Here is a 13,681-nt window from a genome sequence, read left to right as displayed (position 1 = left end):
TCATGTCACATGATACAAAAAGTCGCGAGTCGCCCGATCCGGGCAATCGAAAACTTTTCATACGCCGTCATCAATGTATCTTGATGTTAGCATTCGGGGGAAATGTTATTAATGGATTAATGATACGATAATTTGTACTTATTATCACATCATTTGCGGCGTTCGTAAGTAAGAAAACGGTAATCATAGGGATTCTTCTCGTCCCTTACTCCCTGTTCCTCATGGACTAATTCAAAATCTTCCCATGAAAAGTCAGGGAAAAACACATCCCCTTCGATATCCTCATCGATTCGGGTCACGATCAGCCGGTCCGCGAGGGGCAGGAAGTGCTGGAACACCCCCGCTCCACCGATGACCATCAGCTCTCCCCGATCCGTGTAGGTTAACGCTTCCTCCACGGAGTGGACGATATCCGCGCCTTCCGCTGTGAAAGAAGGATCCCCTGTCATCACGACACTATGCCGGTTTGGGAGCGGCTTACTGCCCATGGATTCCCAAGTCTTGCGTCCCATCACGATCGTTTTCCCAGTTGTATTCGCTTTAAAAAACTTTAAGTCCGCCGGCAGCCTCCAGGGCAGCTGATTATCCCGGCCAATAACCCCATTTCTGGACATCGCCCAAATAAGCGTGATCATTCCGATCGATCCCTCCGTCCTCCGTCAATGTTACACAGCAACCGTTGCTTTGATCGTCGGATGATACTTATAATCGATGAATTCAAAATCCTCGTACTTATAGTCGAAGATTGATTCCGGTTTCCGTTTGATCACCAGCTTCGGCAATGGGTAAGGCTCGCGTTCCAATTGGGTTTTTACCTGCTCGATATGGTTGTTGTAAATATGCACGTCTCCGCCGGACCAGATGAATTCGCCAACCTCCAGGTCACATTGCTGGGCGATCATGTGGGTCAGCAGCGCGTAACTTGCGATATTAAACGGCAGGCCAAGGAAAGTGTCCACCGAGCGCATCGTCAACATACAGGACAGCTTGCCGTTGGCCACATAAAATTGAAAAACAAAATGGCATGGCGGCAGCTTCATTTGATCGACTTCAGCTACGTTCCAAGCACTTACTAAATGGCGGCGAGAATCCGGATTTTTCTTAATCGCTTCCACCACGTTTGCGATTTGATCGATTTTTCGGCCGTCCGGGGCTTCCCAAGAACGCCATTGCGACCCGTATACCGGGCCGAGATCGCCATTCTCATCCGCCCACTCGTCCCAAATCCGAACGCCATGTTCCTTAAGATAAGCAATATTCGTATCGCCGCGCAAGAACCACAGCAATTCGTGAATTACTGATTTCAAATGAATCCGTTTGGTCGTTACCAACGGGAAGCCTTCGTTTAAGTCAAACCGCAGCTGCCGGCCGAAGACCGAGCGTGTCCCTACACCCGTCCGATCTTCTTTGGGCGTTCCGTTCTCCAGAACATCCTCCAGCAAATCCAAATATTTTCTCATGGTTCTAACACCCCGTCACATTGGTCTACTAATCCATCCTATTATAGCAGATTTATTTGCGACTTTCCGACTTTAACAAATCGAGTAAGTAAGCCTTCAAATCGACGATTCGTAAAAATTCCGGCCGCTTCTCCGTCCCGTAGATGATCAGAGGCACCAGCGATGCGGACGCATCCAGCCCCCCATGCGCTCCGCCACCGGAATGTGTCGGGGCTCCAGCTTCCGCGAGCTCATACCCCGGTTTGGCGGTGACGATAAGAAATCGCCCTTCGTGGGATTGTAAAGCGCCTTGAAGGCGACGCAGCGGATCAGGATATTTTCCATACGTAATATGGCGTGATTTGTTGCGTCTGCTTGTGCTCTCTCGCTTCAAATCAAGTATCTGCTCCGTCCCTTGAACGGTCCAGGATTGATGATAAGGATCGATCCAATCCCCGCCTGCTTTGAATCTCATCGATGTCGGATCCCCCGCGTTTACACAATGAATCCAGCCATCTTCTTGCCAGGTAATGAGGTCGATTCGTGGGTCGTTCCTCAATACATCGGCGATCTCCTTCAGCGAATTCTCCGGTTTCAAACTGTAGACGTAGGCCATCGTGTCGTTAACAGCGAGGGCAATTTCGGTGGATGAGTTCATGGTTTGGCCAGTCGGTAACACGTGAAACCGCTGTAACAGCTTGGGTAAATCAATTACAGGCTGTTGTTCTTTGGGCAATACTTGGCTCATTCCACTATCTCCCGCAACGATCAGAATCGTATCGTGTAACGCATGTGCTCGAGATTCATAAGCATCCAGCAGCTCTTTTAGTCGACGATCCGTCTCCTTGATGCCTTCACGATCGGTAAGGCCGCGTTTGTGCAACTTTCCATCCAGGTCCGGCAAATAAATCAGCAAAAAATCGGGCAATTGACCGGTTTGGATCAAGTATTTTGCCACTCCAATCGCATATCGATCATTAAAGCCCATCCGGTCCGCAGGCCCGTCAGGCAAATTCGTCACCCCGTCAAGCGGGTTCGACAATGCCCCGAAAGCCAGAAAATCCGGCCCTTTCACTTGAAAAGGCAAGTCCAGCGGAACAAGCTCGCGTAACGGTTGCGGCAAGTCGATTTGGTGTGAGGTCATCCCTCGGTAAACCAATCCGTTCACCGATCCGGAGGTGAAGCCCAACTGCTTCAAATCCTCATATTTAGTTGGCACATCGGGGTTTAAGTGCTGATTGTTTAAATCTTTTAACGCATGTGTCAAAACGGACTTCGTCCCGCGGCGCAAAATTTCAACGGGAGCTGAGCCATAACCTATCACTTTCTGTCCCTGATGCGGATACCAGGTTAAGCCCGGCACATGATGAGCATCCGGGTAACGCCCGGTAAGCAGCGTGCTGTCAATCGAGATGGACATGGTCGGAAAAGAGCTGATCATATCAGGATAATATTGGCCATGCTGAATGAGATATTGAAAGGCGGGGAGCTCATTATGCTCAATTCCGCGTTGAATCAATTGGTCCATAAGGGAGTCAACCAGGACAAAAATAACCTTCTTTTTTCCGTTGAAAGTGTTGTTTGTTGATTGGATATGCAGTAGATCCGCTTCTTTGGGATTCGAGGTTGAACGGCAACCACCCAGCAATAGACATATGACAAAGATCAGAAGCCAGAAACAGATTCGCCCGCTCCACAAGAACTTGAATCGCATGTTGTTCACCCTCTTTAAAGTTTAACCATAGTATGCCAATTCCGCTTGTGCCAATACCTCAGACCCTACTCTACAGAACGTAAGTTCGTAAAGAGGATTGACTTTTGGGAGCTGGTAGTTTATAGTTAAATATGCCAAAATCATATAGAATCAAGCGAGTGAAGCACCTCGCAAGTCTGGCGATATCGCCTTTCTTGCAGGTGCTTTTTTTGCGTTTCTATGAGAATGGCAAATTCATATAGGATGGAGTTGACGGTTATGAAGTGGAGAAGTTCGATCAAACTGCTGTTGCTGACGGTCATCACGATTTCACTAATGTTAGGCGGATATCGACCGACGTATGCTGCAAGCTCTTGGGATGCTGCCTTGAGTGGAATAGACGCGATGTATGATGGGTTAACCGCGGTACAAACGTTGGTTAAACAGGAGAGCCTCGAAATTTCAGCACTGCGCAAGAAGAATAACGACGCTTTGGCTGCCATCAATGCGAAGCTCAAAGTCATTGATCAAGCTACCATCACTCGCCTGACACAGGAATCCGAGTCATTGCAGCGGAAGCATGCCTCCTTGCTAGAGGAATACAAATCATTGGGCAAGCAAGTGACAGCAGCCAAGAAACGCAAGGATAAGAAAACCGCTGATTTATTGGAATTGAAGCGCAACAAGTTGAAGCCTGCGGCAACTGCTGCTTCGGCAGAAATTAAAGCGAAAAAGGATGCGTTAGCCGCTGCTAAGAAAGCGAAAACCGCCAAAGTCAAAGTCGTGAAAGATGCGCTCACTCCCGTGCAAACGTTAAAAAAGCAGATCACCGCCGAAAACAAATCCGTCGCCGCCGCGCGAAAACACCTTTCGGCGGCTGACAAGCGGTATAAAGCCAGTGTCAAGCGCGGTGACGCCATTGTCGCTGCATTGGAGTTGAAGACCGTATATGATCAAACGAAAGCCATTCACACTTCTTTAGCGAAAGTCTACGATTGGGAGAAGCAAATCTCCCGGATCATCACGAACGCATCTGCAAAACTGCCAAAATAGAAGGAATTCAATTTTCCTTCATTTCTCCTGTCGGTGCTCTAGACAATCTTCATTCGCCAATAGGGTGCCGACAGGTTCACCCCGATTCCTCTCCCCTTACCGGTCGTTTGAGCCGCAATCAGAAAGGATAATATCTCTGGGATCACCTCCTCCTGGTATCTACCCTCCAGGCCCTGTTTGTATCCTCGGCATCTACAGGATAGTCCAGTACGACCTCACCTTGGCCCTGACCTTCCCCATTCTGATCTTGTCTGGTCATGGACCTCACTAAATGGACCTTACTAATAACTGTATCTAACGCAAGTAGTACTTAGTTGCAAATTATATCGATATATCGTAATATTACAATATAGCGATTGATACGATTATAGTGAGGTGCACCTGCATGGATAACCATTTCAAAGCCTATCAGGAAACAGCAGAAATGCTGAAAGCCTTGGCGCATCCGGTTCGGTTATGTATCGTCCGCGGCTTGCTGGAGAAGCAGCATTGCAATGTGACGTACATGCAAGAGTGTTTGGATCTGCCGCAATCGACCGTATCCCAACACCTGCAAAAACTGCGCAGCTTAGGCATCGTTGAAGCCGAACGCAGCGGATTGGAAGTTAACTATCATCTGGCGAATGAGAGAGTCATCAAATTGGTTCGCCATTTATTCGAGGAGGAACAATAATAAGATGAGCAAAAAGGTAATCATTGTGGGAGGCGTTGCCGGCGGCGCCTCTGCGGCTGCAAGACTTCGCCGTCTGGATGAAGAAGCGCATATCATTATGTTTGAACGGGATCCTTATATTTCGTTCGCGAACTGCGGGCTCCCCTACTACATCGGTGATTCCATCAAGGAACGCTCGAAGCTGTTGGTGCAAACACCGGAAGCGATGCATCGCCGTTTCAACATCGATGTTCGTACGGAAAGCGAAGTGATCGGAATCGATCCAACGACCAAAACAGTGCTGGTCCGCAACAAAGAACGCGGTGAGTACCGAGAAAGCTACGATGCCTTGATATTATCACCCGGCGCGAAACCCATCCGCCCGAATCTTCCCGGCATCGAGAGCAATCGAATTCATACGCTGCGGAATATTCCGGACACCGACCGCCTCAAACAAAGGGTTGCTGAGGAGAACGCGGCTTCGGCCATCGTCATCGGCGGCGGGTTTATCGGTGTGGAAATGGCCGAGAACTTAAGAGAAATCGGGCTTGATGTTACGTTAATTGAAGGCGGCCCGCAAATTCTTGCGCCGTTTGATCCCGAAATGGCGGGTGTCCTGGCCAAAGAACTGGAGGATCACGGCGTAAAGCTGCTGATGTCGCAGACCGTCACCTCGTTTATTGAACAAGGAAACCGCATTACGGTTCAGACTTCGGACGGCCGCGAAGTTTCTGCTGATTTCGTGTTATTGGCGATTGGCGTACAGCCGGATACGGCTTTTCTGAAGGATACCGGTATCGAGTTTGGCCCACGAGGACATATTCTCGTAAACGATAAACTGGAGACGAGCATTCCTGACATTTATGCCGTTGGGGATGCAGTTGAAGTCGTTGATTTCGTCAATGGCTCGAAAACAGCGATCCCTCTCGCTGGACCTGCGAACAAGCAAGGACGGATCGCCGCGGACAATGTCTGTGGTCTAGGGACCACCTACAAAGGCTCGCAAGGCACGTCCATCATTAAAGTATTTGGCCTCACCGGAGCAGCGACCGGGAACAATGAGAAAACACTGCAACGGATGGGCATCCCTTACCATGTCACTGTCGTTCATCCCAGCTCCCATGCTTCTTATTATCCCGGCGCTACCCCGCTCTCGATCAAGCTGCTGTTTCAGCCTGATGGAATGCTGCTTGGTGCGCAAGCTGTTGGTTATGACGGGGTAGATAAACGGATTGATGATATCGCCACGGCGATTCGTTTCCGCGGGACGGTAGCGGATCTGGCCGAGCTGGAGCTGGCCTATGCCCCTCCCTACTCGTCAGCGAAGGATCCGGTCAACATGGCAGCGTATACCGCGGAGAATATCTTGAGCGGAAGAGTGCGCGTGTATGTTCCTCAGGATTTGGCGACTCGGGATGAACAGACCACCATGTTGGTGGACGTTCGTTCGGCAATGGAGCATGCCAACGGTCATATCCCCGGCTCCTTGCTCATCCCGGTCGATGAATTACGCGATCGCTTAAGTGAGCTGGATGCCAACAAGGAGATTTGGGTCTACTGCCAAGTGGGGCTGCGCGGGTACACCGCCTCTCGGATTCTGCAGCAAAAAGGTTTCAGGGTTCGCAACCTCACCGGCGGTTACAAGCTGTATCAAATGGCGAATTACCAGCCTGGCCGGGCAAGTTCACAGAAACTTCCCACAGATCCTGCGGCAAAAATGGAGGTTGCCGCAGCAAAGGCAGATCCGGCTGTACCGCAGACTGAACGTCATTCGGCTGCACCAAACGAAGCCCCAGCCCCGCTGCAGGCTGATGCAGAGCTAGACGCTTGTGGATTATGCTGTCCAGGCCCGTTGATTCAAGTGAAACAAGCAATGGACCGTTTGGAATCCGGACAAACTCTGCACGTCACCGCATCGGATCCTGGTTTCTATGAGGATGTGCAGGCCTGGGCGACCATGTCCAAACATCAGGTGCTCCAGGTCACCAAGCGTGCAGATGGGATCATCGAAGCCTACTTGCGGAAGGAAAGCCCAGCTCAGTCTGACACTACAGTAACCACGCAACTGGCGTCCTCACCGGAAGGCACAACGATGATTGTGTTCAGTGGCGATTTAGATAAGGCGATCGCTTCGTTTATTATCGCCAATGGCGCAGCGGCCAGCGGCAAGAAGGTTACGTTGTTCTTTACCTTCTGGGGTCTGAACATTCTGCGCAAATCGGAAAAGGTTCCCGTCGCCAAAACCTTCATCGGCCGCATGTTCGGCATGATGATGCCACGCGGCAGCCGCAAATTGTCGCTTTCCCGGATGAATATGCTTGGATTCGGGGCGAAGATGATTCGTGGCGTGATGAAACAGAATAACGTCTCGTCCCTGGAGGAATTGATGACCACTGCCATGGAGCAAGGGGTTGAAATCGTAGCCTGCCAGATGTCCATGGACTTGATGGGCATCCGCCAGGAAGAGTTGATCGACGGGGTCAAAATCGGCGGCGTTGGCTATTATTTAGGGAAGGCTGATCAATCGGGCATTAATTTATTGATTTAAACGTAACAAGGGTTCTTGGTCTACGCGACCAAGAACCTTTTTTGCGGTATAATTTGGGAATAACTTTCGTCTTGCGAATAAAAGGAGAGTTGCCCGATGAGCGAACAAATCCGCCAAAACAACATTGAACGTTTCACTGGGTTCAGTGATTTGTATGACCAAAACCGCCCCAAAGCTCCAGTTGATTTGATTGACATCCTCACGATGTATTTAGGACGCCGCCCCGAGGTCGTTGCAGATGTTGGCTGCGGTACCGGTCTCTCCTCTTTTATTTGGTTGGAGCGTGCGAAGCAAATCGTAGGGATTGAACCCAACGATGATATGCGTGCCGTAGCGATCAACCGTTGGCAGGAAGTCGGCAAGCCACAGCAGCTTCAATTTGTGAAAGGCTTGTCCTATGAACTGCCATTGGAAGCCTCCTCCGTTGATCTGGTTACGTGCTCACAATCCTTTCACTGGATGGACCCGCAACCCACACTGCAGGAGTTCGCTCGGGTATTGTGTCCTGGAGGCATTTTTGCTGCATACGATTGCGATTGGCCACCGGTTGTTTCGCCCGAGCTAGAGCAAGCTTACGAAGAGCTCACCAAGCTAGCTGACCAACGAGCCAGCGAACTAAGTGAGACCGGGAAAGAAGCTTATAAATGGCCAAAGGACCAGCATTTGCAGCAAATCCGCAAGAGCGGCCTGTTCCGATATTCCCGTGAGATCGTCTTCCACCATTGGGAGGACTGTGATGCAGATCGGTATGCGAACTTGGCCCTTAGTCAAGGTGGAGTACAAACTGCCTTGAAATTAGGCTCAGACGAGATTCTAACCGCTGCCGAGCATTTTCGCAAGCAAGTGAAACAAGGATTTGGCGGAGAACGTCGACGGATTCTGTTTGGCTATCGGATGCGGCTTGGAGTGAAATAAAGCAATTAAAAAAAAGGCAAGACCGTAACCTCGGTCTTGCCCAAAATATTAGGAGATGAACCACTTCTAGAAGAAGTGGGAGAGACGTACGCTAAACTTAGCGAGAGATGACGTGGATTGGATGACCTTCGACCAGCTCTGCAGTTTCCATTACGATTTCGCCCAAGGTTGGGTGAGCGTGGATGGTCAGCGAGATATCTTCGAGCGTTGCACCCATTTCAACCGCGAGACCCAGCTCAGCGATCAGGTTGGATGCTTCGATCCCTACGACTTGCGCGCCGAGTACAACATGGTTATCCGCGTTAGCGACGATCTTGATGAAGCCGTCAGGCTGATTCAGAGAAGTTGCGCGACCGTTGCCCGCAAACGGGAACTTGCCGGCTTTGACTTTGTAGCCCTTCTCTTTCGCTTCCGACTCCGTCAGCCCTACGCTGGCACATTCTGGATCGGTAAATACGACCGCTGGGATCGCTTTGTAGTCCACCACGGAAGGAAGTCCTGCGATTGCTTCGGCAGCAACTTTCCCTTCATAGGAAGCTTTGTGCGCAAGCGCTGGGCCCGCTACGATATCGCCAATCGCGAAAATTTTCGGGTTGCTGGTGCGGCCTTGATGGTCAACTTTCACCAAACCGCGGTCAGTCAACTCAACGCCAGCCAGATCCAGACCCAAATCGCCGTCAGTGTTCGGACGACGACCTACTGTTACCAACAGGTAATCAGCAGTTACTTCTTTGGTTTCACCGTTTACAGAATATTTCACCGTTACGTTCTTATCCGTTTGTTCTGCACTTTCAGCTTTCGCATTCGTCACGATTTCGATGCCGGTTTTCGCCATGTTCTTGGCAACCAGGCGAGTCATGTCTTTATCAAAGCCAGGCAGTACGGTATCCATACCTTCGATAATCGTCACTTTCGTGCCGAATTTAGAGTACATTTGACCGAGTTCGGCACCGATATAACCGCCGCCGATCACGATGAGGCTGCTTGGTACTTCTTGCAGTTCCAACGCTTCCGTCGAGGACAGGATGCGTCCACCAAACGGGAAAGGTTTCAGCTCAATTGGACGGGAGCCGGTTGCCAAAATGCAATGTTTGAAGCGATAACGCGGCGATTCATGATCGTTGAAGCAACGAGCTTCGCTTTCATTGATGAACATAACTTCACCGTTGAAAACTTCGATCTTGTTGCCTTTCAGCAGACCGGTAACGCCTTGGGTCATTTTCTTCACGACACCGCTTTTGAATTCTTGAGTTTTCTTGAAGTCAACGGTGACTTTCTCCGCCTTAACCCCAAATACTTCCGCATGCTGAGCAGATTCAAATTGATGAGCTGCTGCAATCAGCGCTTTGGATGGGATACAACCGCGGTTCAAGCAAACGCCGCCAAGCTCTGCTTTGTCGACGATGAGCACTTTTTGCCCGAGTTGGGCGGCACGAATGGCCGCCACATATCCGCCGGGACCTGCCCCAACAACTAATGTATCAATATCAATAGAAGCGTCTCCTACTACCATTGACGATTACACCTCCATAACGAGCAGCTCTGGGTTAGCGAGCAGCTGTTTGATATAGTTCATAAAGTTCTGTGCTGTCGCACCGTCGATCAGACGGTGGTCGAAGCTAAGCGACAAGGCCATAACTGGTGCTGCAACGACTTCACCGTTCTTAACTACCGGTTTTTCGCTGATACGACCCGTACCCAAGATCGCGACTTCAGGGTAGTTAATAATCGGAGTAAAGAACATACCGCCAGCAGAACCGATGTTTGTGATCGAAATCGTGCTTCCCTTCATTTCGTGAGGTGCCAGTTTACCTTCACGACCACGGGATGCCAGGTCTTTGATCGCTTCAGCGATCATCCAGATGCTCTTCCGATCCGCATCCTTGATCACCGGAACAATCAAGCCGTTATCGGTGTCAGTTGCGATACCGATATTGTAATATTTCTTATAAACGATCTCGTTGTTCGCTTCATCGATCGAAGCGTTCAGAGCCGGGAATTGACGAGAAGCGGCCACCAGCGCTTTAACGATGAACGGCAGATACGTAACTTTAATGCCTTTCTTCTCAGCGATTGGTTTCATGCGAGTACGGAAAGCAACCAGTTCCGTTACATCTACTTCATCCATAATGGTGACATGCGGAGCTGTGTAAGCCGATTTCACCATCGCGTTGGAAATTGCTTTGCGGATACCCTTGAACGGAACGCGTTCTTCTTCGCCCTCTGTTGCGATCGCTGTTGGTGCAGCAGGTGCTTTTGCAACTTGGGCTGGAGCAGCGGCTGGTGCAGGTGCAGCAGCTTGAGCCGGAGCAGCAGCAGCAGCTCCACCTTTCTTGAAGTTATCAACGTCTTCTTTCGTGATTTTACCGGCTTTGCCTGTCCCTGGTACCAGCGACAGATCAACGCCTTGCTCACGAGCATATTTACGAACGCCAGGCGTAGCGAGGATTTCGCGGTTTGGAGCTGCAGGAGCAGCGGCTGCGGCTGGTGCACTTGCTGCAGCAGCAGGAGCATCATGCCCTTGTGCAGGAGCTGCAGCTTGTTCAGGCAGATCGCCTTCAGCATCGATGACAGCCACAACTTCGCCTACGCGGAACACCGCACCGTCTTTACCGAACACTTCCAGAACCGTACCGTTAACCGGACATGGAACTTCAACGACCGCTTTGTCGTTTTGAACCTCCATAATGATATCTTCATCCGTTACCTTGTCGCCCGGTTTAATATGCATTTTGATAATTTCCCCTTCATGCAAACCTTCGCCAAGCTCAGGGAAGCGGTATTCGAATTTGTTAGACGAAGCAGCTGCTTGCGGAGCCGGAGCTGCAGCGGCAGCCGGTGCGCTTGCTTCAGCTGCTGGAGCTGGAGCCCCTTCTTGTTCAGGAATGTCGCCTTCAGCTTCGATAACGGCAACCACTTCACCTACACGGAATACGGCACCGTCTTTACCAAACACTTCTTGTACTACACCATTCACAGGACAAGGCACTTCAACGATCGCTTTATCGTTTTGTACCTCCATGATGATATCTTCATCCGTTACTTTGTCCCCTGGCTTGATGTGCATTTTGATGATTTCACCTTCATGCAAGCCTTCGCCCAGTTCAGGGAACCGATATTCAAACTTCGCCACAGGAAAGACCTCCTATTTTGTTCTTCGTTTTAGAATTCCAGCACTTTGTTAACGCCATCGATCACGCGAGCCGGAGACGGCAGCCATTGATCTTCGATTTGCGCGAACGGATAAACCGTATCCGGAGGAGCGACACGCAGTACAGGAGCTTCAAGGTGCAGAATCGCCTTTTCGTTAATTTGCGCGATGACTTCCGCAGCGATACCAGCCGATTTTTGCGCTTCTTGAACGATGATAGCGCGGTTCGTCTTCTTCACAGAGGCAACGATTGTATCGATGTCCAGCGGCACCAGGGTGCGCAGGTCGATAATTTCAGCTTTAATGCCTTTGGTTTTTTCCAGTTCTTCTGCTGCTTTCATAGCGGTATGAACCATGAGACCATAAGCAAGAATCGTTACATCAGTGCCTTCACGAACGACTTTCGCTTTGCCCAGTTCAACGGTATATTCACCTTCCGGTACTTCTTCGCGGAACGCATGATACAAGTTCAAGTGTTCCATGAAGAATACAGGGTCGTTATCGCGGATCGCAGAGATCAACAGACCTTTTGCGTCATAAGGGTTCGAAGGAACAACCAGCTTGATCCCCGGAGTTTGGGCAATCAGGCCTTCCAAAGCATCAGTATGCAGTTCAGCCGCTTTTACGCCGCCGCCAAACGGAGTACGGAACACGATCGGAGAGTGATAACGTCCGCCGGAACGGTAACGCATCCGAGCCGCTTGTACGAGAATTTGGTCCAATGCTTCAAAAATAAAGCCAACAAACTGAATTTCCGCGATTGGACGGAAGCCTTGGATCCCCAAACCTACCGCCAAACCGCCGATAGCGGATTCCGCGAGCGGCGTATCCATGACGCGCTCTTCCCCAAATTCTTTTTGCAGACCTTCCGTTACACGGAACACCCCGCCGACATTACCTACGTCTTCGCCGAAAATCAGAACATTTGGATCGCGTTGCAGTTCGACGCGCAAGGCGTCGCGAATCGCTTCTTTCATATTCATTTGTGCCATTGCTTGTATCCTCCTCTATAGAACGATCAGACTAAAATACACACGTACGTTTATTGAAAATCGGCCTTTTGCTCTTCCAGGTGTTTAGGCGTTACTTCAAACATGCTGTCGATCAGGCCTGGAATTGTCATTTTTTCCGTTTGTTCTGCTTTCTTAATATGCTCGTTTACTTTTGCTTTCGCTTCTTCTTTCACACGAGCAGTATCTTCTTCAGTCCAAAGACCTTTCTTCTCCAAGTATTTGGCCAGACGAGCGATCGGGTCTTTCTCACTCCATTGACCTTCTTCTTCCTTCGTCCGGTATTTCGAAGTGTCGTCAGACAGAGAGTGCGGACGGAAACGATAAGTTACGGCTTCAATCAAAGTCGCACCTTCGCCGTTGCGAGCACGTTCAGCAGCTTCACGCACCGCGCTGATAACAGCAAACACGTCCATCCCGTCGATTTTCACGCCGCGGATCCCGGCAGCCACTGCTTTGTGCGCGATCGACAAAGCCGCAGTTTGCTTGGAGAACGGTGTCGTGATGGCATAACCATTGTTTTGTACGAAGAAAATAACCGGCAGTTTAAATACGCCAGCATAGTTCAGTGCTTCGTAGAAGTCACCTTCAGAAGAACCGCCGTCACCGGTGTAAGTGATAACGACTTGTTTTTGTTTTTTGAGCTTGTAGCCCATGGCGATCCCCATCGCATGCAATACTTGTGCGCCGATGATGATTTGCGGCATAAGTACGTTAACGCCTTCTGGAATTTGTCCGCCATGTTGATGGCCGCGGGAATACAAGAAAGCTTGATAAAGCGGAAGTCCATGCCATACGAGCTGCGGCATATCGCGGTAACCCGGGCAAATGAAGTCCTGTTTATCCAGCGCAAATTCACTACCTACCATTGTCGCTTCTTGCCCGGAAACTGGAGCATAAAATCCGAGGCGGCCTTGGCGGCCCAAGTTGATCGCACGTTCGTCCCAAGTACGGGTAAATACCATGCGATACATCAATTCTTTCAATTCGTCGTCGGACAGAGCCGGTACTTTATCTTTGTTAACGATTTCACCGTCTGGCGAGAGCACGGACAAAGCTTCTACTTCTTCCGTGTATACTTCATAAGGAATCTTGCTCATTTTTTTCACCTCGACTGAAAATTTGATTAACTTGTTCCTCTGTTATAGAATTATTATACTCCTGTTTCATTCTAGAAGTCAAAGGAATTAAGGATTGTTGTGTTATATTTTTATCTTTGT

Annotated in this window: 11 protein-coding genes; 4 read left to right on the top strand and 7 right to left on the bottom strand. The window is 50.0% G+C overall.

The features are described from left to right. Window positions 1-149: 149 nt before the first annotated feature. From M891_RS0101705 to M891_RS0101695, 3 genes are read right to left on the bottom strand one after another with little or no spacing between them, the layout of a single operon-like run. Window positions 150-635 carry a dihydrofolate reductase gene (locus M891_RS0101705; RefSeq protein WP_036699200.1) on the bottom strand — a complete coding sequence of 162 codons (486 nt, stop codon included), beginning with the start codon at window positions 633-635 and terminating at the stop codon, window positions 150-152. Between the two features lie 30 nt (window positions 636-665). Beyond that, window positions 666-1,460, bottom strand: coding sequence for a thymidylate synthase (gene thyA, locus M891_RS0101700; protein ID WP_028537579.1), 795 nt, complete (start codon window positions 1,458-1,460; stop codon window positions 666-668). Window positions 1,461-1,512: 52 nt separating this feature from the next. Then, the gene (locus M891_RS0101695; protein ID WP_232228260.1) at window positions 1,513-2,967 is read right to left on the bottom strand and encodes an alkaline phosphatase family protein; all 1,455 of its coding nucleotides are present in this window, start codon (window positions 2,965-2,967) and stop codon (window positions 1,513-1,515) included. Window positions 2,968-3,411: 444 nt separating this feature from the next. Between M891_RS0101695 and M891_RS0101690 the strand changes: the two genes are divergently transcribed. The 4 genes from M891_RS0101690 (at window position 3,412) to M891_RS0101675 (ending at window position 8,300) form a co-directional block, all read left to right on the top strand. Further along, window positions 3,412-4,185 carry a hypothetical protein gene (locus tag M891_RS0101690; protein ID WP_016312071.1) on the top strand — a complete coding sequence of 258 codons (774 nt, stop codon included), beginning with the start codon at window positions 3,412-3,414 and terminating at the stop codon, window positions 4,183-4,185. 385 nt (window positions 4,186-4,570) lie between these two features. After that, a complete protein-coding gene (locus tag M891_RS0101685; RefSeq protein ID WP_028537576.1) occupies window positions 4,571-4,858 on the top strand; it encodes an ArsR/SmtB family transcription factor in 288 nt (95 codons plus the stop codon). 4 nt (window positions 4,859-4,862) lie between these two features. Next, on the top strand, window positions 4,863-7,385 hold the full coding sequence (locus M891_RS0101680; protein ID WP_028537575.1) for an FAD-dependent oxidoreductase: 2,523 nt from the start codon (window positions 4,863-4,865) through the stop codon (window positions 7,383-7,385). 96 nt (window positions 7,386-7,481) lie between these two features. Then, a complete protein-coding gene (locus M891_RS0101675; protein ID WP_016312068.1) occupies window positions 7,482-8,300 on the top strand; it encodes a methyltransferase domain-containing protein in 819 nt (272 codons plus the stop codon). 97 nt (window positions 8,301-8,397) lie between these two features. Here M891_RS0101675 and lpdA read toward each other — a convergent pair whose 3' ends face one another. From lpdA to pdhA, 4 genes are read right to left on the bottom strand one after another with little or no spacing between them, the layout of a single operon-like run. Beyond that, window positions 8,398-9,813: a dihydrolipoyl dehydrogenase gene (gene lpdA, locus M891_RS0101670; protein ID WP_016312067.1), complete on the bottom strand. Its 1,416-nt coding sequence runs from the start codon at window positions 9,811-9,813 to the stop codon at window positions 8,398-8,400. A 6-nt stretch (window positions 9,814-9,819) separates the two neighbouring features. Continuing rightward, window positions 9,820-11,433 carry a 2-oxo acid dehydrogenase subunit E2 gene (locus M891_RS0101665; RefSeq protein WP_028537574.1) on the bottom strand — a complete coding sequence of 538 codons (1,614 nt, stop codon included), beginning with the start codon at window positions 11,431-11,433 and terminating at the stop codon, window positions 9,820-9,822. A 29-nt stretch (window positions 11,434-11,462) separates the two neighbouring features. After that, window positions 11,463-12,443 carry an alpha-ketoacid dehydrogenase subunit beta gene (locus tag M891_RS0101660; RefSeq protein WP_028537573.1) on the bottom strand — a complete coding sequence of 327 codons (981 nt, stop codon included), beginning with the start codon at window positions 12,441-12,443 and terminating at the stop codon, window positions 11,463-11,465. A 50-nt stretch (window positions 12,444-12,493) separates the two neighbouring features. Next, a complete protein-coding gene (gene pdhA, locus M891_RS0101655; RefSeq protein ID WP_016312064.1) occupies window positions 12,494-13,561 on the bottom strand; it encodes a pyruvate dehydrogenase (acetyl-transferring) E1 component subunit alpha in 1,068 nt (355 codons plus the stop codon). Between the last annotated feature and the right edge of the window lie 120 nt (window positions 13,562-13,681).

The organism is Paenibacillus sp. J14, from assembly GCF_000518465.1.
In the GTDB taxonomy this organism is placed as follows: Bacteria; Bacillota; Bacilli; order Paenibacillales; family Paenibacillaceae; genus Fontibacillus; species Fontibacillus barengoltzii.
The sequence above is the reverse complement of the archived record's forward strand: the minus strand, read 5'-3'. Positions and strand labels throughout refer to the sequence as shown.

What these genes read in the sequence shown, in the direction of transcription:
- M891_RS0101705 (WP_036699200.1), bottom strand. Translation starts at nt 635, where the DNA reads ATGATCACGCTTATTTGGGCGATGTCCAGAAATGGGGTTATTGGCCGG.
- thyA (WP_028537579.1), bottom strand. Translation starts at nt 1,460, where the DNA reads ATGAGAAAATATTTGGATTTGCTGGAGGATGTTCTGGAGAACGGAACG.
- M891_RS0101695 (WP_232228260.1), bottom strand. Translation starts at nt 2,967, where the DNA reads ATGGACCAATTGATTCAACGCGGAATTGAGCATAATGAGCTCCCCGCC.
- M891_RS0101690 (WP_016312071.1), top strand. Translation starts at nt 3,412, where the DNA reads ATGAAGTGGAGAAGTTCGATCAAACTGCTGTTGCTGACGGTCATCACG.
- M891_RS0101685 (WP_028537576.1), top strand. Translation starts at nt 4,571, where the DNA reads ATGGATAACCATTTCAAAGCCTATCAGGAAACAGCAGAAATGCTGAAA.
- M891_RS0101680 (WP_028537575.1), top strand. Translation starts at nt 4,863, where the DNA reads ATGAGCAAAAAGGTAATCATTGTGGGAGGCGTTGCCGGCGGCGCCTCT.
- M891_RS0101675 (WP_016312068.1), top strand. Translation starts at nt 7,482, where the DNA reads ATGAGCGAACAAATCCGCCAAAACAACATTGAACGTTTCACTGGGTTC.
- lpdA (WP_016312067.1), bottom strand. Translation starts at nt 9,813, where the DNA reads ATGGTAGTAGGAGACGCTTCTATTGATATTGATACATTAGTTGTTGGG.
- M891_RS0101660 (WP_028537573.1), bottom strand. Translation starts at nt 12,443, where the DNA reads ATGGCACAAATGAATATGAAAGAAGCGATTCGCGACGCCTTGCGCGTC.
- pdhA (WP_016312064.1), bottom strand. Translation starts at nt 13,561, where the DNA reads ATGAGCAAGATTCCTTATGAAGTATACACGGAAGAAGTAGAAGCTTTG.